Genomic DNA, 19,406 nt, shown 5'->3' with positions numbered 1-19,406 from the left:
ACCCCCTTCTCAGGGTGGCCGAAACCCGGCAGGGTAGTGCCGGACGGGGGTGAGCCGAGGGAGCCGAGCATGGGTGTGCAGCGGAGCAGGCGGACAGCGGCCGTGGTTCTGGCCGGGGCAATGGCCGTGGCGGGAGTCGGACTCCTGGCGCCGGCGCATGCGGCCGAGCGAAACCAGGCCGAGACCGAGCAGTCCGCGTCGTTCGAGCGAGGGCATTCCTCGAAGCCGCCGCCCAAGCAACCCACCGCGACCGGCTACGGCGGCGCGGTCGCGACCGTCGACGCCGATGCGACGGCGGCCGGGTTGCAGGTGCTGCGCCGGGGCGGGACGGCGGTCGACGCGGCGGTGGCGGCGGCAGCGGCGCTGGGCGTCAGCGAGCCGTTCTCGGCGGGCATCGGCGGCGGCGGGTTCTTCGTCCACTACGACGCGAAGACCGGCGAGGTCAGCACGCTCGACGGACGCGAGAGCGCGCCGGCGACGGCCACCGAGCAGCGGTTCATCGACCCCGCGACGGGCGCGCCGCTCGCGTTCGCCGACGCCAGGGTGAGCGGTTTGTCGGTCGGGACGCCAGGCACGCTGGCCACGTGGGCCGAGGCGCTGGACCGCTGGGGCCGCTTCGGCCTCGCCCGCAACCTGCGCCCGGCCATCGAGCTGGCCGAGGACGGGTTCGTGGTCGACGAGACGTTCCGGTCGCAGGTCGCCGCCAACGCCGCGATCTTCGCCGACTTCCCGGCCACGGCCGAGCTGTACCTGCCCGGCGGCGGGCCGCCCGCCGTCGGCACCGTCCTGCCGAACCCCGACCTCGCCGACACCTACCGGCAGATCGCCCGGCGCGGCATCGACGTCTTCTACGAGGGCCCGATCGCGGACGAGATCGCGGCCACCGTTCAGGACCCGCCGGTCCGCGACGGTGCGACGCGGAACGTGCGGCCCGGCGACCTGACGACGGGCGACCTGGCCGGCTACGAGGTCATCGAGCGCGACCCGACCGTCGTCGAGTACCGCGGCCTGCAGGTGTACGGCATGCCGCCGCCGTCGTCGGGCGGCTCGACCGTCGGCGAGGCGCTGAACATCCTCGAGAACTTCGACCTCGGCGCCATGGACGAGGCCCAGGCGCTGCACCACTACATGGAGGCAACGGCGCTCGCCTTTGCCGACCGCAACCGCTATGTCGGCGACCCCGACGTCATCGACGTGCCGCTGGCGGAGCTGCTGTCGCAGGGGTTCGCCGACGAGCGCGCCTGCCTGCTGGACCCGGACGCCGCCGCGCCGAAGCCGGTCGCGCCGGGTGTCCCGGACGGCGACTACAGCGGCGAGTGCGCCACCGCGCCCGACCCGGCCGCCGTCGCCGACGAGGGCTCCACCACGCACCTGACCACGGCCGACCGCTGGGGCAACGTCGTCGCGTACACACTCACGATCGAGCAGACCGGCGGCAGCGGCATCACCGTCCCGGGCCGCGGCTTCCTGCTCAACAACGAGCTCACCGACTTCAACTTCGCCCCGACGCAGGGCAACGCGCCCGACCCGAACCTGCCCGGCCCGGACAAGCGGCCGCGCTCGTCGATGGCGCCGACCATCGTTCTCGACGGTGACGGTGACCCGCTGCTCGCGGTCGGCAGCCCCGGCGGCGCGACGATCATCGGCACGGTGCTGCAGACCCTGGTCAACCGCATCGACCTCGGCATGGACCTGCCCGAGGCGCTCGCCGCGCCGAGGCTCTTCCAGCCGAACGCCGTCAACACGTCGGCCGAGCCCGCCATCGACGGCGGCCCGCTCGGCGTGATCCTGGAGAGCCAGTACGGGCACACGCTTGCCCCGACCCCCGAGATCGGCGCGGCCACCGGCATCGAGTTCCTGGGACGGCACCGGCTGCAGGCGGTCGCGGAGCCGGTCCGCCGCGGCGGCGGCAGCGCGGCGGTGCTCCGTCCGCGGCGTTAGGGGAGGCGCTAGGGGAGGAGCGGGCGCATGAACGTCCGCTCGTAACGGAGCACGCAGCCGGACTCGTCGCGGATGGCGTCGGCGGCGACGAAGTCCGGGTGCACGCCGAACAGCGCGCGGTACTCCTCGTAGGCGGCCAGGCTGGGGAAGCTGAACAGCGCGAGGGCCTGGTCGCTGGCGCCCTCGGACGGGAGGAAGTAACCGTGGTGGGTCCCGCCGTGCTCGTTCACCAGCGACATCCATCGCTGGGCGAACCGCTCGAAGTCGGCGATCTTGCGGGGATCGACGGTGTAGGTGACGACGCAGGTGATCACGCGGGCAGGCTACGTCAGCGCGCGCAACGCCGCCGTCGTCACGGCGGCGACGATGATCACCACGAGGAACGACTGCCGCAGCAGCAGCGCGACCACACCGGCGGCGACCCCGGCGAGCAGCCGGAGGTCCAGCCCGAGCGAGCCCGCGTCGTCGAACAGCTCGACGGCGACCAGACCGGCCAGCATGGCCACCGGCAGCAGCGTGGCCACCCGCTGCACGTCGTCGCGCTCGAGGACCGACGCGGGCAGTGAGACGCCGGCCAGCTTGAGCAGGTAGCAGCCGACGGAGGCGATGATGACGGCCGCCCAGATGCCGGTCATCGCGACGCCTCCCGTCGCGGCAGCAGACCGGCGACGACGGCGATCGGCGCGGCGGCGAGCACCGGGACCCCGGCCGGCACCAGCGGGATCAGCGCCGTCGCCACCAACGCACCGCCCGCCGCCACCACCCGCCCCTCCACCGTCCGCAGCCGGGGCCACAGCAACGCCAGGAACGCCGCCGGGATCATCGCGTCGAGCCCCAGCGTCGCCGGATCGCCGATCGCCGACCCGCCCAGCGCGCCGGCCAGCGTCCCCGCGTTCCACAGGACGAGCAGCAGCGCGCCGGTGATCCAGAACGCGTACCGCTGCGCCGACCGTTCGTCCCGGCCGACCGCCATGGCCGTCGTCTCGTCGATGACCAGGTGCGCCGTGGCCAGCCGGCGCGGGCCGGACAGGTCGTGGCGGCCGAGGATCCGGGTGAGCGGGACGCCGTAGAACGCGTTGCGCACGCCGAGCAGCAGCGCCGTCGGGACGGCCGCCAGCCCGGCCCCGCCGCCGCCGATGACGCCGATCAGCGCGAACTGCGACGCGCCGCTGAACATCACCAGGCTCAGCACCATCGTCTGCCACACGCTGAGCCCGGACGCGACCGAGACGGCGCCGAAGGAGGCGCCGAACGCGGCGGCGTAGGCGGCGATGGCGGCGGCGTCGCGCCGGATCGCGGGCCGCGAATCGTCACTCATGGGGCCAGACAGTACTGACCCGGGCCGACAGTGATGAGCCCGGTTCCGCATCGCGATACCGCTGGTCCCCTTTCCCTCGTGGGACTCGCCGCTGCCTGAGACCGCCACGCCGGCTTTGGTTAGGCTGAGGCGCGTGCTGTTCCAGAAGCGCTTCTGGGCGGGCATCGCCGACGGGACGGTGACGCTGGCGTTCCGGCGCTGGGCCCGCCAGCAGGTGTTGCCCGGCCGCCCGTACCGCACGCCGGCCGGCCGCATCGAGGTCATCGCGGTCACCGTCGTCGACCCGGCGTCCATCAGCGACGATGACGCCCGCGCCGCCGGCCACCCGGACGCCGCCAGCCTGCTGGCCGACCTGCCGGGCGACCCGGCCAACCCGACGTACCGCATCGAGTTCCATCCGGCCACCGACCCGGACCCCCGCGCCCAGCTGGCCTCCGGCGGCGAACTGCAACCGGCCGAGATCGCCGAGATCACCAAGCGGCTCGACCGCCTCGACCGCGCCTCGTCCTACGGCGCCTGGACCCGTGAGACGCTGCAGCTGATCGAGCAGCACCCCGAGCGCCGCGCCGGCGACCTCGCCGACCTCGTCGGCCGCGAGCGCGCCCCGTTCAAGCTGGACGTGCGCAAGCTGAAGAACCTCGGGCTGACACAGAGCTTCCCGATCGGCTACCGCATCTCGCCGCGCGGCCGCGCCTACCTCGACGCCACGGCGGACTGACGGGGACGGCGTCAGCGGCGCGGCTGGTCCGATGGCCCCACGTGGTCGTCGAGCCACTGCTTCAACGGCGCCAGCTCGCGCCACGCCGCCGCGACGTGCGTCGCCGCCGCCGGGGTGTGCAGCCAGTCGGGCGCGCCGAACTCGAGCCAGCCGACCAGCGCCTTCTGCCGCAGCAGTTCGATGCGCGGGTGGTCGGCGTCGTAGCCGCGCGGGCGGGTCTTCAGCGCGTCGCCGCCCACGACGTACCCGGCGTCGCGCACCGTCTCGACGATCTCGGCCAGCGGCTCGCCGCGCCGCGCGTCGTCGACGGCGACGCGGTAGCGGGCGACCTGGTTGGGCGCCATCTGGTAGTAGCCGGCGGCGACGAACAGCCCGGGCGCGCCGACGTGCACGTAGTGGCCGCCGAGCACCATGCCCTGCTGGGTCTTGTACGGGCTCTTGTCGGCGGCGAACCGGACGTCGCGGTACGGCCGGAAGAACCGGACCGCGCCGAACTCGGGTGACAGGTCGTCGGCCAGCGCGCGCATGGGGTCGCGGACGGACTTCTCGTAGACGTGCTTGTGCGCGGTCCAGAACGACTTGGTGTTGTCGTTCTCGAGGTCCTCGTAGAAGTCCAGCGCCTCGACCGGGATGCCGGCGAACGTCACGACTGCACCTCCGGCTCCGGCGAGAGCGACGTGTGCAGCCGCACCTGCCGCAGCGTCGCCGTCCCGTCGCCGGTGAGGTCCAGCGTCCGGTGCGCGGTGTCGGGCGCCCACCCGGCCGGTTCGAGGAACCCGCGCATCGCGTCGTCGCCCACGACCAGCCACATGCGGGCGCGGGTGAAGCCGTCGGCGCGCAGGGTGTCGGCGACGGCGGCCAGCAGCCGCGAGCCGTGCCCCTCGCCGAGCGCGGCGGGGTCGACGTGGAACGCGACCACCTCGCCGTCGCCGGGCTGGGCGTCGGGGTCCTCGGACGGCGCCGTGGCGGCGAATCCGACGACGCGGCCGGCCTCGAGCGCGACGAGCACTCGGTGCTGGGCCGACGGGGGTCGGGTGACGGCCTCCAGCCAGGCGGCCGCGAACGTCGGCGCGTCGACGTCGGCGAGCAGGGCCGCCGGAAGCAGGGGAGCGTAGGACGCGGTCCACGCCCGGGCCTGCACGGCACCGATGGCGTCGGTGTCGGCGGCCCAGGCGAGGCGGACGGAACGATCGGCGACGATGGCGGGCGGCTCGGACACCCGCCCCACGATACGACCCTCAGGCTCAGGCCCGCGCGTGGTACGGGCACTCGGCCGGGACCTCCGCCTCCTTCGGCGGTGTCCAGCCGGGGCTGGGCAGGAAACCGGGCAGCGCCGTCGAGTCGTCGTAGTAGCGGTGGTACACCGGCGACGTCGTGCTGGACAGCGGCGGCACGACCCACGACCACTCGGCGTGCGCGGTGCGGCCGGCCCGCTCCTCCTTCTCGACGAACCGCATGAACATCTCCGACTCGTGGTGGTGGTCGGCGATCTTCACGCCCGCGGCGTCGAACGAGTGCAGCACCGCGCGGTTGATCTCGACGAGCACGCGGTCCTTCCACAGCGACCGGTCGTTGTCGACGTCGAGGCCGAGCAGCCGGCCGACCTGCGTCATGCGGTCGTACCGGTCGGCGTCGACGAGGTTGCGCGAGCCGATCTCGGTCCCCATGTACCAGCCGTTGAACGGCGCCGTCGGGTAGGTGATGCCGCCGATGCGCACCGGCATCGACGAGATCGCGGGGACGGCGTGCCACTTCAGGTCCAGCTCGGCGAACCAGGGGAACTCCGGGTGCGACAGAGGTACCTCGAGGACGGCGTCGCCGGGGATGTCGAACAGCCCGACGCCGTCCTCGGGAGTCTCGATGGCCAGCGGCAGCACGTCGAAGTCGGTGCCCTTGCCCGACCAGCCCAGGCTCTCGACCCAGCGGGTGAACTCGGCCTGCGAAGGATCGCCGATGACGGAGTCCATGCCCTGGTAGCCGGCGTACCGGATCAGCTGGGTGTTGCGCAGCCGGGGCGCCCGCCGGCCGGGCTGGTCCGGCGCGAACAGCGTCAGCACCGGCCGCAGGCGCCCGTCGTTGGTGGCCACGCGCAGGTGCTCGACGCACTCGGCGGCGACGCCCTCGGCGGAGCGGACGTGGCGCCGGTCGCGGACGATCAAGCTGCGCCAGTACAGGCGGCCGATGCAGCGGTTCGCGTTGCGCCAGGCCAGGCGCGCGCCGAACTCCAGCTCCTCGGTGGTGTGGCTGAACGTGCCGCGCCGGCCGAACTCGACCAGCGCCTCGCTGAACCGATCTTCGGGCGAGGGAGCGTGCGGGTTCTCAGCGGCGTGCTGCCGGAAGAACGCCTCGGCTTCGCTGAGATCGACGGAGTGGATCGGAACGTCTGGAAGGCCCGGATGGTGGTGCGTCCCATCGGTCGTCACAGGGTCAGCTCCTCCTGTCGCAGGTGGCGGTCAGCCGGGTCTACAGGCGGACATTTCCGGCAAATCGCCCCGAACATGATCATCGTGCCGCGAAAATGACGCACCGTCACGAATGATCTCAGAAGGCGGACGTCGCCGTCCTGTGTTCGCCGGATTCGCTCCGGATCGCCCGATGTTCGTCCGAATCGGGCGTCGCCGGTGGCTGGAGGATCGGCGCTGGTCAGCGAGACATTGTCATGATCACAAAGCTGTGACCAGGAGTGATGACATGAGAATAGTCTCATGCGTCACTTGAGTACCGAGAGTGACGGCCGTCACGCTGGGTGACGAAACGGGCCGCGACGGCGGAAAACCGCTGGACCGTGGCGTCCGGCCCCGGCTAGTCATGGGGCATGACGGAGAACGGGTCGCGGGCGGCGCTGGGCCGGGTCGTGCGGCGGGTCGGTGGCGAGGACGTGCTCGACGCGCTGGTGGCGCTGCCGGGGTCGGACCTGACGACGCTGCAGCTCGACCTCATGCGCCGCCGGGCCGCCGCGCTGACGCCGGCCGCGGTGCTGGAGCGGTACCGGCGCGACCGGTTCACCGGGCCCGCGCCGGTGTCGTTCCGGGCGCTGCGCCGGGTCGAGGACGTGCTGCTCGACGTGCTGGCGGGGCGGCCGGAGCCGGCCGAGGTGGTCACCCTGGCCCCGCTGGCGCCGCTCGGCACGCACTCGGTGCTCTCGACCGTCGACCAGAACAAGGTGGTCACGACTGTCCGCGGCACCGACGTCGCGGCCGACCCGACCAACGCGCTGGCGCTCGAGGCGGCCGTCCGCCGCCGGGCGGCCGGGCCGGGCGAGGTCGTCCGGCTGGCCGCGATCCAGCGGGTCGTGCGCGCCCAGCTCGTCGGCGGGCCGGCGATGTTCGCGCACTTCTCGCTGTTCGCCCAGGTCACGGCCGGACGCGACGCCGGCGGGCGGCAGTTCGAGCGGACCGCGCTGGCCGAGCAGCTGGCCGTGCTGACGAGTGCGCTGCCGCTGCTCGGCGCCGAGGAGGTCCAGGTGCGGCTGACCGTCCTCGACCCGCGGCTCGCGCCGGTCGCCGACGCGGTGCCCGGTGCCGTCCTCGATCCGGACCGCGCGAGCGGCCACGGCTACTACGAGGGCCTCTGCTTCAAGGTGCTGGCCCGGCTCGGCGGCGAGCTGGTCGAGGTCGGCGACGGCGGGTTCACCGGCTGGACCCGCGACCTGCTCAGCGACCGGAAGGAACACCTGTTGATCAGCGGACTCGGCATCGACCGGCTGGCGGTGTCCTGGTGACCCGGCGACGGTCCCAGCGCGGCCGAGGTGTTACACCAAGTACGCAAGCATGCTGGACAGGTGTCACATCTGGGCCTAGCCTGGAACCATGGCGGCTACCGACGAACGAGAGGCGGCGTTCTACGCGATCGTCGATTCCGACGGGCGCATCGAACCGCGCGACGACATGCCGGAGGCGTACCGGAAGACGCTGATCCGGCAGATCGCCCAGCACGCTCACTCCGAGATCATCGGCATGCAGCCGGAGGGCAACTGGATCAGCCGCGCGCCGAGCCTGCGCCGCAAGGCGATCCTGCTGGCCAAGGTGCAGGACGAGGCCGGCCACGGGCTCTACCTCTACGCGGCCGCCGAGACGCTCGGCGTCTCGCGCGACCAGCTGCTGGAGCTGCTGCACACCAAGCGCCAGAAGTACTCGTCGATCTTCAACTACCCGACGCTGACGTGGGCCGACGTCGGCGCGATCGGCTGGCTGGTCGACGGCGCGGCGATCACCAACCAGGTGCCGCTCACCCGCTGCTCGTACGGCCCGTACGCCCGCGCGATGGTGCGCATCTGCAAGGAGGAGTCGTTCCACCAGCGGCAGGGGTTCGAGTCGCTGCTGACGCTCACCCGCGGCAGCGCGGCCCAGAAGGCGATGGCCCAGGACGCGCTGGACCGCTGGTGGTACCCGAGCCTGGCCATGTTCGGCCCGCCCGACACCGGCGAGCAGGCCGCTCCCGGCGGACACACCGAGCAGTCCATGCGCTGGGGCATCAAGCGGTTCAGCAACGACGAGCTGCGGCAGCGGTTCGTCGACATGACGGTGCCGCAGTCGGAGGTGCTCGGGCTCACCATCCCCGACCCCGGCCTGCGCTGGAACGAGGAGCGCGGCCACTACGACTTCACCGCGCCCGACTACGACGAGCTGTTCCGCGTCATCAAGGGCGACGGCCCGTGCAACGAGCAGCGCCTGCGGCACCGGGTCGACGCCCAGAACGACGGCGCGTGGGTGCGCGAGGCGGCCGGCGCCTACGCGGCCAAGCAGCAGGCCCGGCGACGGGAGGCCGCGGCATGAGCCGACCGACTGATGTCATGACGCAGACCGAGTGGCCCCTCTGGGAGGTCTTCGTCCGGGCCCGGCGCGGCCTGTCGCACATCCACGTCGGCAGCCTGCACGCGCCCGACGCCGCCATGGCCGTCCGCAACGCCCGCGACGTCTATACCCGGCGCGGCGAGGGCGTCTCGATCTGGGTGGTGCCGTCCGACCAGATCACCGCCAGCAGCCCGGACGAGAAGGACTCCTTCTTCGACCCCGCCGCCGACAAGGTCTACCGGCACCCGACGTTCTACGAGGTCCCGGCGGAGGCGAAGCACCTGTGAGGGACCGCTACGCCCTGGCGCTCGGCGACGACGCCCTCGTCCTGGCCCAGCGGCTGGGGGAGTGGGTGGCCCGCGCGCCGGAGCTGGAGGAGGACGTCGCGCTGGCCAACATCGCGCTCGACCTGCTCGGCCAGGCCCGCACGATGCTCACCTACGCGGGCGAGCTGGAGGGGACCGGCCGCGACGAGGACGCGCTGGCGTACTGGCGCGACGACCGCGACTTCCGCAACGCGCTGCTGGTCGAGCTGCCCAACGGCGACTTCGCGGTGACGATGGCCCGCCAGCTGGTCTTCGCCGCCTACCAGTACGAGCTGTACGACCGGCTGCGGGCCAGCACCGACGACACGCTGGCCGCCGTCGCGGGCAAGGCGGTCAAGGAGGTCCACTACCACCGCGACCACGCCACCCAGTGGGTGCTGCGCCTGGGCGACGGGACGGACGAGAGCCGCCGCCGCATGGTGGCCGGCCTGGCGACCGTCTGGCCGTACGCCGAGGAATTGTTCGACGGCGACGACGTCACCGCCGCGCTGAGCGCCGAGGGCGTCGCCGTCGACCCCGCGACGCTGCGGGAGCCGTGGACGGCCTACGTCGAGGGCGTGCTGGCCGAGGCCGGCCTGGAACGACCCGCCGACGCCGCGCCCCGGCGAGGCGGCCGCCGCGGCCTGCACACCGAGCACCTCGGCTACCTGCTCGCCGAGATGCAGCACCTGCACCGGTCCCACCCGGAGGCGACATGGTGACGACGACGCTGGTGACGACGCGGCACGTGCGCGAGATCGTCGCGACGGTCCAGGACCCGGAGCTGCCGGTGGTCACCATCGAGCAGCTGGGCATCCTGCGCGACGTCCGGGTCGACACGGCCGGTGCGGTCACCGTCGACATCACCCCCACGTACTCCGGCTGCCCGGCGATGGACGCGATCCGCGCCGACATCGAGGCCGCGCTGGCCGGCGCGGGCGTCGACGACGTCGACGTGCGGCTGGTGCTCGCCCCGGCCTGGACGACGGACTGGATCACGGCCGAGGGCCACGAGGCGCTGCGGGCAGCTGGGATCGCGCCACCCCGGCCCACGGGCCCGGTCGCGCTGACCCTCTCGGTCCGCTGCCCGCTCTGCGGCTCGCCCGACACCCGCGAGCTGTCCCGGTTCGGCTCGACGGCGTGCAAGTCGCTCTGGGTCTGCCGGTCCTGCCAAGAGCCGTTCGACCACGTGAAGGCGCTATGACGACGGCGACTCAGGCGGCCACTGCGCGGCGGCACTCCGTCGTCCACCGGCTGCGGGTCGCGTCGGTCGAGCCGCTGACGGCCGACGCCGTCGCCGTCACGTTCGCCGTGCCGGCCGAGCTGGCCGAGGCCTACGACTTCGCCGCCGGCCAGCACGTCAACGTCGCCCTGCCCGGTGGTGACGGCGTGCGGCGCAGCTACTCGATCTGCTCGCCGGCCGGGTCGGGGGTGCTGCGCATCGCGGTGAAGCGGATCCCCGGCGGCGTGTTCTCCTCGCACGCGCTGACGACCCTGGCGCCCGGCGACGAGGTCGACGTCATGACGCCGGCCGGCCGGTTCACGCCGTCGTTCGGCCCGGAGCAGGGCAGGCACTACGCGCTGGTCGCGGCCGGCAGCGGCATCACGCCGGTGCTGTCGATCGTCGCGACGGCGCTGGCCACCGAGCCGGACAGCCGCATCACGCTGCTCTACGGCAACCGGACGTCGTCGTCGGTGATGTTCACCGACGAGCTGGCCGACCTCAAGGACCGTCACCCGGGCCGGCTGCAGCTGGTGCACGTGCTGTCGCGCGAGCCTGGGTCGACGGAGCTGCTGTCCGGCCGGCTGGACGGCGAGCGCCTCGGCCGGCTGCTCGACACGCTGCTGCCGCCGGAGACCGTCGACGACTGGTACCTGTGCGGGCCGTACGAGCTGATCACGACCGCCCGCGAGGTGCTGGCCGCCCGCGGCGTCGAGCGCGCCCACGTCCACGCCGAGCTGTACCACGTCGGCGACCCGCCTCCGGCGATCCGCGAAGAGGCCCGCCAGCAGGCCGTGACGTGCGCCGTCACCGCGTCGCTGGACGGCCGTCGCACCGAGGTCACCCTCGACGACCCGGATGAGACCGTGCTCGAGGCCGTGCTCCGCGTCCGCAACGACGCGCCGTTCGCCTGCAAGGGCGGCGTCTGCGGCACCTGCCGGGCGAAGGTCCTCGACGGCGCCGTCACCATGGAGCGCCGCTACGCCCTCGAGGACGACGAGATCGCGGCCGGCTACGTCCTGACCTGCCAGTCACACCCCACGACGCCCACCCTCGACGTCGACTACGACGCCTGACCGGCCAGGCCGCTCTCGTACGCGGCGATGACGAGCTGCGCGCGGTCGCGGGCAGCCAGCTTGGCCAGCAGGTGGCCGATGTGCGTCTTCACCGTCTTGATCGAGATGGTCAGCGCGGCGGCGATCTCGTCGTTGGACAGGCCGGCCGCGACAAGAGCCAGCACCTCGGTCTCGCGCTCGGTCAGCCGGTCCAGCCGCGTCGCCGGCGCCCGCGCGGGCCGTCCGACGTAATGGTCCACCAGCCGAGTCAGGATGCTCGGCGCGAACAGCGACTCGCCCGCGTGCGTGCGCCGGACCGCGTCGAGCAGCTGCTCCGGCCGGGCGTCCTTGAGCAGGAACCCGCTGGCCCCGGCCCGCAGCGCGGCGTACACGTACTCGTCCAGCTCGAACATGCTCAGCACCAGCACCCGGGTGGCGGCGAGCGCGGGGTCGCCGGTGATCCGCCGGGTCGCCTCGATGCCGTCGCCGCCCGGCATCCGGATGTCCGTCAGCACGACGTCCGGCCGCAGCTCGGCGGCGAGCGAGACCGCCTCGCCGCCGGTCCCGGCCGTCCCCGCGACGGCGAGGTCCGGCGCGGCGTCGAGCAGCAGCGCCAGGCTGTGCCGCAGCAGCGGCTGGTCGTCGGCGATCAGCACGCGGACGGTCGACGTCACCGTCCCACCACCCCGCCGCCCCCGCGCTGTTGATCATGGAGAAGGTCGGCTTCCGAGGCCCTCTGGAGCCGACCTTCTCCATGATCAACGGGGTGGTCGGGGAGGGCGGCGGTGACGGCGAAGCCCGCGCCGTCCGGGCCGGCGTCCAGCGTGCCGCCGAGCGCCGTCACCCGTTCCCACAGGCCGGCCAGCCCGTGCCCGGCGCCGGGACGGGGCTGCCAGCCGCCGGCCGGGCCGTCGTCGGCGATCGTCACCACGACCGTCCCGCCGTCGCGGCGCACCCGCACCCGCACCGCGGTCGGGCCGGCGTGCCGGGCGGTGTTGCTCAGCGCCTCGCGGACGACGGCGCACACGGTGAGCTGCACCCCCGGCGAGACACCCGGCGGCGGCGTGACCTCCAGCGACGCGTCCAGGCCGGCGCCGCGGGCGGCCGCGACGACGCCGGGCAGGTCGGCCAGCGACTCCGCCGGCCGCAGGGCCGCCGCGGCGTCGGGGGAGCGCAGGACGGTGAGCATGCGGCGCAGCTCCGTGGTGGTCTCGCGGCTGACCTCCTCGATGTCGGCCAGCGCGGCCGCCTGCTCGGCCGGTCCGCCGGGTCCGGTCAGCCGGGCGGCGACGGCGGCGCGGACGGTGATCAGGCCCAGCCCGTGCGAGACGAGGTCGTGCAGGTCGGCGGCGATCCGCAGCCGCTCCGCCTGGGCCGCGCGCTCGCCCGCCCACGCCGCCAGCCGGTCCTCGTGGGCGCGGCGCTCGCGGCGGGTGCGCACGACCGCCCAGACCGACACCAGCACCGCCAACCCGACGACACCGAGCGGCAGCAGCTGCGCCGCCGGCCCCTGCGCACCGGCCGCCAGCAGCACCATGAGCAGCACGCCGAGCGCCGTCCACGCCACCGGCCAGGCCCGGGACCTCCACGTCGGGCGGCCGGTCTCCATCCCGCGAGTTTAGGGTGTGTCTCCCGGGTCCATGGCCTACTGCGCGACGCCCAGGCGGCGCCGCGCTGCGTTCTCGTCAGTCGTCATAGAACCCCGCTATGACTCCTTTCTCGGCCTTGCGAGGCATCCACCTGGACGCCGCTCGCTACGGCCGAGACCCGGGAGACACACCCTAAGGACGGCGCCGAGCCCCGGCATCGGACCAGGGTCCGAGCGACCGTGGTCCGATGACAACAGGCTTGAGCTCGGCTGACATGGGCCCATGCTGACCTTCGACGATGTGGTGAAACGCCGCGGCGCCCGCGACGTGCTCTCCGGCGTGACGTTCGGGGCCGAGCCCGGCCGGGTGACCGCGTTCCTCGGGCCGAACGGCGCCGGCAAGTCCTCGACGCTGCGGATCCTGCTCGGGCTGGACCGGCCGACGTCCGGCGCGGCGCTGGTCAGTGGCCGGCCGTACCGTGCGCTGCGGCGGCCGCTGCACGTCGTCGGGTCGGTGCTGGACGGCTCCGGCGCGCACCGGTCCCGCTCCGCCCGTCAGCACCTGGCCTGGGTGGCGCGCAGCAACGCCATCCCGCGGCGGCGGGTCGGGGAGGTGCTGGAGCAGGTCGGCCTGGCCGGCGCCGGCCGCACCCGGGCCGGCCGGCTGTCGCTGGGGATGGGGCAGCGGCTGGGCCTGGCCGCCGCGCTGCTCGGCGAGCCGGCCGCGCTGGTGCTGGACGAGCCGGTGAACGGGCTGGACCCGGAGGGCATCCGGTGGATCCGCGGGCTGCTGCGCTCGTACGCGGACGACGGCGGGACGGTGCTGCTGTCGAGCCACCTCATGGGCGAGGTCGCCGAACTGGCCGACGACCTCGTCGTGATCGCCGCCGGCCGGATCGTGGCGGCCGGGCCGCTGGACCGCGTCACCGCCGGGCACCCGACGCTGGAGGACGCGTTCTTCGCGCTGACCGGCGGTGCGTCGTGACCGCGCTCGACGCCGTGGCGGCGGAGCTGCGCAAGGCGCTCACCCTGCCCGCGGCGATCGCCGGGCTGGCCGTCGCGGTCGCCGGGCCGGTCGCGCTGGCGGCTCTCAACGCGTCGCAGGGCGCGGGCGACTCCGCCGCCGACGCCGCCATGTCCGCGGCCCCGCTGCTGACCCTCGGCGCGATCGTCATCGGCGTCGTCGTGGTCGGCAGCGAGTACAGCGGCGCCCGGCCGATCGCGACCACGTTCGCCGCCATGCCGCGCCGGGCGACGGTGCTGGTCGCGAAGGCGGTGACCGTCGTCGCCCTCGTCGCCGCGGCAGCCGTCGTCGCGATGCCCGCCGCGCTCCTGGTCGCGCGGGCCGTCGGCGATGACGCGGGGGAGGTCGAACCCGGCCGCTGGCTCGGCGCCGCCGCGTACGCGACGCTCACCGCGCTCATCGCGCTGGCGATCACCGTCCTGACCCGCAGCGGCGTCGTCCCGCTGATCGTGCTGGTGGCCAACGGTTCGGTGGTGTCGGTGTCGTTCCTGCTGTCCAAGGTCACGCCGCTGGCGCGGTATCTGCCCGACCTGGCCGGCATGCGGATGATCGCCGGCAGCGACCGGCTGGCGATCGACGACGCGCTCGCGCCGCTGCCCGGCGGGCTGGTCATGGCCGTATGGACGGCCGCGCTGCTCGCCGTCGCCGCCGCCGTGCTCGCCCGCCGCGACGCCTAAGGCCGGCGTCTGCCCGATAGGGTCCCTTGTCGTGGTGCTGAAAGCCGAAGCGATCCTGCTCGACCTCGACGGGACGCTGGTCGACTCGACCGACTCCATCGCGCGCAGCTGGCTGCGCTGGTGCCGTCAGTACGACGTCGACCCGGCCCGCCTGGCCGGCGCGCACGGCCGCACCACCGCCGACATCGTGGCCGGCCTGCTGCCGGGACCGCAGGTCAGCGCCGCCCTGGCCCGCATCGACGAGATCGAGATCGAGGACGCCGGCACGGTCCGCCCGATGCCCGGCGCGGCGGAGCTGCTGGCGTCCATCCCGGCGGACCGCCGCGCCATCGTCACGTCCGGCAGCACCGTCATCGCCACCGCCCGCATGCGCGCCGCCGGGCTGGAGCCGGCCGCCGTCATCGTCACCGCCGACGACGTCCTGCGCGGCAAGCCGCACCCCGAGCCGTACCTGCTCGGCGCCCAGCGGCTGGGCGCCGACCCCGCGCGGTGCGTCGTCGTCGAGGACGCGCCCAGCGGCATCGCCGCGGCCCGGGCGGCCGGCATGGCCGTCGTCGGCGTCGTGTCCACCCACGAGGCGCGGCAACTGGAGGCCGACCTCGTCGCCGCCAGCCCCGCCCACATCCGGGTCGACGGAACCGGCCCGCTGCTCGTCGACGTCACCCCGAGGGTCGGGAGAGACCGGCGATGAGAGGGGCCGAAGGTTCCTCGAATCGTCGGTGCAACGCCACGGACCGGTGTGACCGTTCCTGCGGCCATCGACCGACCCGAGATCGGCATGTGACAGCCCCATGACCGGGCCCGTGAGCCGGGCCCCCGCCCAGCACCAGCCGTGGAGCCGGCAGCAGCGCCGCCGCGTCCTCTGGCCGGTGCTCGGGCTGGTCGCGGCGGCCGGGAGCGCGGTCGTGGTGCTCGGGCTCGCGGTCGGCGACCTCGCGCCGTCCACCGTCGCCGTCGCGACGCTGTTCGCGCTGCTGCCGGTCGTGGTCGTCGTCGGCGCGTTCCTGTGGCTGGACCGCTGGGAGCCCGAGCCCGGACGGACGATGCTGGCGGCGTTCCTGTGGGGCGGCGGCGTCGCGACGCTGGGCGCGCTGCTGGTGAACTCGCTCGTCGCGGTCACCTACGGCGAGTACACGTCGTCGGTGGTGTCGGCGCCGTTCGTCGAGGAGGCGCTGAAGGGCGCGTTCCTCGTCGGCCTGCTGTGGTGGTGGCGCGACGAGCTGGACGGGCTGGTCGACGGCATCGTCTACGCCGGGCTGGTGGCGGCCGGGTTCGCGTTCGTCGAGAACATCCTCTACCTGGGCCGGGCCTTCGACACCGCGTCGATCGACGGCTACACCGTGTTCGTCGTGCGCGGCATCTTCTCGCCGTTCGCGCACCCGCTGTTCACCGTGTTCATCGGCATCGCCGTCGGCATCGCCGCGCAACGCCACTCGACCCGGGCCCGGGTGGTGCTGCCGCTCGTCGGGTACCTGCTGGCCGCCGGGCTGCACGCGCTGTGGAACGCGTCGGCGCTGTGGGACGACGGGCAGGGCTTCGTCGCCGTCTACGTCGTCGTCATGGTGCCGCTGTTCGCCGCGATGCTCAGCACCGCGCTGTGGCAGCGCCGCCGCGAGCAGCGCGTCGTCGCCGAGCGGCTGGGCGAGTTCGTGCAGGCCGGCTGGATCCCGTGGTACGAGGTCGACCTGCTGACGACCATGCGCAGCCGGCACCGCTGGACCGCGGCGATGAAGTCGCAGTACGGCCGCGACGCCGCGCGCGCCGTCCGCGCCTACCAGGGCGCCGTCACCGAGCTCGCGTTCCTCGTCACGAGGCTGCGGCACGCCGGCGCCGACGTCCAGTCCGACCCGCGGCTGGCCGAGGTGCTCGCCGGGGTGAGCGAGACTCGCGCCAGGGCCGTCGCCCTGACCAGCGCCGGACAGTGAGGCGAGTCGGCCCGCGGGCGCGGATCACGGTAACCTTCACCCATGTCTGACGAGCTCTTCACCCTCGCCGCCGCCACCACCGGCGCGCCGGGGGCCGCACCCTTCGGCCGCCTGTCGGTCGCCCTGGTCACGCCGTTCCTCGACGACGGCGGCCTCGACCTCGAGGGGACCGCCGCCCTGGCGGAGAAGCTCGTCGCCGACGGCGCCGACGGCATCGTCGTGTCCGGCACCACGGGCGAGAGCCCCACCACCTCCGACGCCGAGAAGGACCACATCCTGCGGGCGGTGCTCGAAGCCGTCGGCTCGCGCGCCCGCGTCGTCGCCGGGGTCGGCACCAACGACACCCGGCACACCAGTGAGCTGGCCCAGGCCGCGCAGAAGGCCGGCGCGCACGGGCTGCTCCTCGTCACGCCGTACTACAGCCGGCCGCCGCAGGAGGCGCTGTACCAGCACTTCACCGCGGTCGCGTCGGCCACCGACCTGCCGGTCATGCTCTACGACATCCCGGTCCGCACCGGCGTGGCCATCGAGACCGCCACGCTGATCCGGCTGGCCGAGCACGACCGCATCGTCGCCGTCAAGGACGCCAAGGGCGACGTGTTCGCGTCGTCCGAGGTCATGGCCCGCACCGGGCTGGCCTACTACTGCGGCGACGACGCCCTCAACCTCGCCCTGCTCACGCACGGCGCCGTCGGCCTGGTCAGCGTGGTCGCCCACGTCGCGGCCGCCGAGTACGCGCAGCTGATCCGCGCCCTCGACTCCGGCGATCTGCCCCGGGCCCTCGAGCTGCACCGGCGGCTCATCCCGGCCGTGCGCGGCATCATGACCCGAACCCAAGGAGCCATCATGGCCAAGGCAGCCGTCCAGCTGCGCGGCGTCATCCGCAACCGCACGGTCCGTTCCCCCCTCATCCCCGCCACCGACGAGCAGGTCGCGCTGCTGCGCGCCGACCTCGCCGAGGCGGGGCTCGCATGAGCCATCCGCATCCCGAACTGCCCTCGCCGCCACCGCTCGACCCCGCCGCGCTGCGCGTCGTCCCGCTCGGCGGGCTCGGCGAGGTCGGCCGCAACATGACCGTGTTCGAGTACGCCGGGCGGCTGCTGATCGTCGACTGCGGGGTGCTGTTCCCCGAGGACAACCAGCCCGGCGTCGACCTCATCCTGCCCGACTTCGAGTACATCCGGGACCGCCTCGACGACGTCGAGGCGATCGTGCTCACGCACGGGCACGAGGACCACATCGGCGCCGTGCCGTTCCTGCTGCGCGAGAAGCGCGACATCCCCGTCGTCGGCTCCCGGCTGACCCTCGCGCTGGTCGAGGCGAAGCTCAAGGAGCACCGCATCGACGCCTACCAGCTGCAGGTCAAGGAGGGGCAGACGGAGCGGTTCGGCCCGTTCGAGGTCGAGTTCCTGGCCGTCAACCACTCCATCCCCGACGCGCTGGCGCTGGCCATCCGCACCCCGGCCGGCCTCGTGCTGCACACCGGCGACTTCAAGATGGACCAGCTGCCGCTGGACGGCCGGCTCACCGACCTCAACGGCTTCGCGCGGCTCGGCGACACCGGCGTCGACCTGTTCATGACCGACTCCACCAACGCCGAGGTGCCCGGGTACACGCCGCACGAGCGCGACATCGCCGACGTCCTCGACGGCGTCTTCGCCCGCGCGCCGCAGCGGGTCGTCGTCGCCTCGTTCGCCAGCCACGTCCACCGCGTGCAGCAGGTGCTCGACGTCGCCGTCGCGCACGGCCGCAAGGTCGCGTTCGTCGGCCGGTCGATGGTCCGCAACATGGGCATCGCCCGCGACCTCGGCTACCTCACCGTCCCCGGCGGCACGCTGGTCGATCTCAAGAGCATCGACGACCTCCCGCCGAACAAGGTCGTGCTGATGTCGACCGGCTCGCAGGGCGAGCCGATGGCGGCGCTGTCGCGCATCGCCAACCGCGACCACCCGGCCATCCACATCGAGCCGGGCGACGTCGTCGTGCTGGCGTCGTCGCTGATCCCGGGCAACGAGAACGCCGTCTCCCGGGTCATCAACGGCCTGACCCGCGAGGGCGCCACCGTCGTGCACAAGGGCAACGCCAAGGTGCACACGTCCGGGCACGCCGCCGCCGGTGAGCTGCTGTTCACGTACAACCTGGTCAAGCCGCGCAACGTCATGCCGATCCACGGCGAGACCCGGCACCTGTTCGCCAACGCCGACATCGCCGTGGCGTCGGGCGTGCCGCGCGAGCGGGTCGCACTGGCCGAGGACGGTGTCGTCGTCGACCTCCTCGACGGGGTCGCGAAGGTGGTCGGCGCGGTGCCGTGCGGCTACGTCTACGTCGACGGCTCCAACGTCGGCGGGGTGGCCGAGGCGTCGCTGAAGGACCGCCGCATCCTCGGCGAAGAGGGCTTCATCTCCGTCGTCGTGGTGGTCGACTCCGTCACCGGCAAGGTCACCGGCGGGCCGGAGATCCACGCCCGCGGGTTCGCCGAGGACGACAGCGTCTTCGACGACATCCGGCCGGAGCTGGTCGCGGCGCTGGAGAAGGCGGCCGAGGGCGGCAACGCCGACACCTACCAGCTGCAGCAGACGGTGCGCCGCACCATCGGCCGCTGGGTCGGCGGCCGCCTGCGCCGCCGTCCGATGATCATCCCGGTCGTCGTCGAGTCCTGACCCCGTGCCGGCCGCCCGGTTCGGCTGCCCTCAGTTGTTGATCTTGGGGTAGAGCGGCCATTGCCGGGTGAAATGTCCGATAGATACCGTACTTACTCCAAGATCAACGAGGGTGGGCGGCGGAGGCGGTGGATTCCTCCGCGCGAGCTGGGGTTACGGACATTTCGGCCGACGCGCCGG

22 protein-coding genes are annotated in these 19,406 nt (G+C 73.6%); 14 read left to right on the top strand and 8 right to left on the bottom strand.

Annotation, left to right across the window (positions count from 1 at the left end):
- The first annotated feature begins 120 nt into the window (after nt 1–120).
- Nucleotides 121–1,941: a gamma-glutamyltransferase gene (gene ggt / locus BLV05_RS25295; RefSeq protein WP_082155046.1), complete on the top strand. Its 1,821-nt coding sequence runs from the start codon at nt 121–123 to the stop codon at nt 1,939–1,941.
- Nucleotides 1,942–1,949: 8 nt separating this feature from the next.
- Here the strand turns inward: ggt and BLV05_RS25290 are convergent, their stop codons facing one another.
- Genes BLV05_RS25290 through BLV05_RS25280 form a run of 3 tightly spaced genes read right to left on the bottom strand, consistent with a single transcriptional unit; the run spans nt 1,950 to nt 3,259 of the window.
- Complete coding sequence (locus tag BLV05_RS25290; RefSeq protein WP_046767607.1) at nt 1,950–2,255, bottom strand: NIPSNAP family protein; 306 nt, start codon at nt 2,253–2,255, stop codon at nt 1,950–1,952.
- A 9-nt stretch (nt 2,256–2,264) separates the two neighbouring features.
- On the bottom strand, nt 2,265–2,576 hold the full coding sequence (locus tag BLV05_RS25285) for an AzlD domain-containing protein (protein ID WP_046767608.1): 312 nt from the start codon (nt 2,574–2,576) through the stop codon (nt 2,265–2,267).
- Entirely contained in the window at nt 2,573–3,259 is a 687-nt protein-coding gene (locus tag BLV05_RS25280; protein ID WP_046767609.1) for an AzlC family ABC transporter permease, read from the bottom strand. The genes BLV05_RS25285 and BLV05_RS25280 overlap by 4 nt, the downstream gene beginning before the upstream one ends.
- A 133-nt stretch (nt 3,260–3,392) precedes the next feature.
- Between BLV05_RS25280 and BLV05_RS25275 the strand changes: the two genes are divergently transcribed.
- The gene (locus tag BLV05_RS25275) at nt 3,393–3,977 is read left to right on the top strand and encodes an ASCH domain-containing protein (protein WP_046767610.1); all 585 of its coding nucleotides are present in this window, start codon (nt 3,393–3,395) and stop codon (nt 3,975–3,977) included.
- Nucleotides 3,978–3,988: 11 nt separating this feature from the next.
- Here BLV05_RS25275 and BLV05_RS25270 read toward each other — a convergent pair whose 3' ends face one another.
- The 3 genes from BLV05_RS25270 to BLV05_RS25260 are packed head-to-tail and all read right to left on the bottom strand — an operon-like array spanning nt 3,989 to nt 6,400.
- Complete coding sequence (locus BLV05_RS25270; RefSeq protein WP_046767611.1) at nt 3,989–4,624, bottom strand: DUF2461 domain-containing protein; 636 nt, start codon at nt 4,622–4,624, stop codon at nt 3,989–3,991.
- Complete coding sequence (locus BLV05_RS25265; RefSeq protein ID WP_046767612.1) at nt 4,621–5,196, bottom strand: GNAT family N-acetyltransferase; 576 nt, start codon at nt 5,194–5,196, stop codon at nt 4,621–4,623. The genes BLV05_RS25270 and BLV05_RS25265 overlap by 4 nt, the downstream gene beginning before the upstream one ends.
- A 25-nt stretch (nt 5,197–5,221) precedes the next feature.
- Nucleotides 5,222–6,400, bottom strand: a complete 1,179-nt coding sequence (locus tag BLV05_RS25260) for a nitric oxide synthase oxygenase (RefSeq protein ID WP_046767613.1) — start codon at nt 6,398–6,400, stop codon at nt 5,222–5,224.
- Between the two features lie 392 nt (nt 6,401–6,792).
- Here BLV05_RS25260 and BLV05_RS25255 point away from each other — a divergent pair, with 392 nt between their 5' ends.
- From BLV05_RS25255 to paaE, 6 genes are all read left to right on the top strand, one after another.
- On the top strand, nt 6,793–7,698 hold the full coding sequence (locus BLV05_RS25255; RefSeq protein ID WP_052762256.1) for a hypothetical protein: 906 nt from the start codon (nt 6,793–6,795) through the stop codon (nt 7,696–7,698).
- An 88-nt stretch (nt 7,699–7,786) separates the two neighbouring features.
- Nucleotides 7,787–8,752 carry a 1,2-phenylacetyl-CoA epoxidase subunit PaaA gene (gene paaA, locus BLV05_RS25250; RefSeq protein ID WP_046767614.1) on the top strand — a complete coding sequence of 322 codons (966 nt, stop codon included), beginning with the start codon at nt 7,787–7,789 and terminating at the stop codon, nt 8,750–8,752.
- 17 nt (nt 8,753–8,769) lie between these two features.
- Complete coding sequence (gene paaB, locus BLV05_RS25245; protein ID WP_046767615.1) at nt 8,770–9,057, top strand: 1,2-phenylacetyl-CoA epoxidase subunit PaaB; 288 nt, start codon at nt 8,770–8,772, stop codon at nt 9,055–9,057.
- Nucleotides 9,054–9,797, top strand: coding sequence for a 1,2-phenylacetyl-CoA epoxidase subunit PaaC (gene paaC / locus BLV05_RS25240; protein WP_046767616.1), 744 nt, complete (start codon nt 9,054–9,056; stop codon nt 9,795–9,797). Before paaB ends, paaC begins: the two co-directional genes overlap by 4 nt.
- A complete protein-coding gene (gene paaD / locus BLV05_RS25235) occupies nt 9,791–10,279 on the top strand; it encodes a 1,2-phenylacetyl-CoA epoxidase subunit PaaD (RefSeq protein WP_046767617.1) in 489 nt (162 codons plus the stop codon). The genes paaC and paaD overlap by 7 nt, the downstream gene beginning before the upstream one ends.
- Nucleotides 10,276–11,373, top strand: coding sequence for a 1,2-phenylacetyl-CoA epoxidase subunit PaaE (gene paaE / locus BLV05_RS25230; RefSeq protein WP_046767618.1), 1,098 nt, complete (start codon nt 10,276–10,278; stop codon nt 11,371–11,373). Before paaD ends, paaE begins: the two co-directional genes overlap by 4 nt.
- Here paaE and BLV05_RS25225 read toward each other — a convergent pair.
- Both BLV05_RS25225 and BLV05_RS25220 read right to left on the bottom strand, forming a co-directional pair.
- Entirely contained in the window at nt 11,361–12,026 is a 666-nt protein-coding gene (locus tag BLV05_RS25225; protein ID WP_046767619.1) for a response regulator, read from the bottom strand. The two genes, paaE and BLV05_RS25225, sit on opposite strands and share 13 nt — an antisense overlap.
- Entirely contained in the window at nt 12,023–12,961 is a 939-nt protein-coding gene (locus tag BLV05_RS25220) for a sensor histidine kinase (RefSeq protein ID WP_063932508.1), read from the bottom strand. The genes BLV05_RS25225 and BLV05_RS25220 overlap by 4 nt, the downstream gene beginning before the upstream one ends.
- Nucleotides 12,962–13,223: 262 nt before the next feature.
- Here BLV05_RS25220 and BLV05_RS25215 point away from each other — a divergent pair, with 262 nt between their 5' ends.
- From BLV05_RS25215 to BLV05_RS25190, 6 genes are all read left to right on the top strand, one after another.
- Nucleotides 13,224–13,925, top strand: coding sequence for an ABC transporter ATP-binding protein (locus BLV05_RS25215; protein ID WP_046767620.1), 702 nt, complete (start codon nt 13,224–13,226; stop codon nt 13,923–13,925).
- Nucleotides 13,922–14,641: a hypothetical protein gene (locus BLV05_RS25210; protein WP_046767621.1), complete on the top strand. Its 720-nt coding sequence runs from the start codon at nt 13,922–13,924 to the stop codon at nt 14,639–14,641. The genes BLV05_RS25215 and BLV05_RS25210 overlap by 4 nt, the downstream gene beginning before the upstream one ends.
- Nucleotides 14,642–14,672: 31 nt before the next feature.
- On the top strand, nt 14,673–15,332 hold the full coding sequence (locus BLV05_RS25205) for an HAD-IA family hydrolase (protein ID WP_046767622.1): 660 nt from the start codon (nt 14,673–14,675) through the stop codon (nt 15,330–15,332).
- A gap of 100 nt (nt 15,333–15,432) precedes the next feature.
- A complete protein-coding gene (locus tag BLV05_RS25200; RefSeq protein WP_046767623.1) occupies nt 15,433–16,566 on the top strand; it encodes a PrsW family intramembrane metalloprotease in 1,134 nt (377 codons plus the stop codon).
- A 42-nt stretch (nt 16,567–16,608) separates the two neighbouring features.
- Nucleotides 16,609–17,541, top strand: coding sequence for a 4-hydroxy-tetrahydrodipicolinate synthase (gene dapA / locus BLV05_RS25195; RefSeq protein ID WP_046767624.1), 933 nt, complete (start codon nt 16,609–16,611; stop codon nt 17,539–17,541).
- Nucleotides 17,538–19,226 carry a ribonuclease J gene (locus BLV05_RS25190; protein WP_046767625.1) on the top strand — a complete coding sequence of 563 codons (1,689 nt, stop codon included), beginning with the start codon at nt 17,538–17,540 and terminating at the stop codon, nt 19,224–19,226. Before dapA ends, BLV05_RS25190 begins: the two co-directional genes overlap by 4 nt.
- Nucleotides 19,227–19,406: the final 180 nt, after the last annotated feature.

Origin of the sequence: Jiangella alkaliphila (genome assembly GCF_900105925.1) — a bacterium.
Lineage (GTDB): Bacteria > Actinomycetota > Actinomycetes > Jiangellales > Jiangellaceae > Jiangella > Jiangella alkaliphila.
Note: the sequence above shows the minus strand (reverse complement) of the source record. Positions and strands in the feature narration are given on the sequence as shown.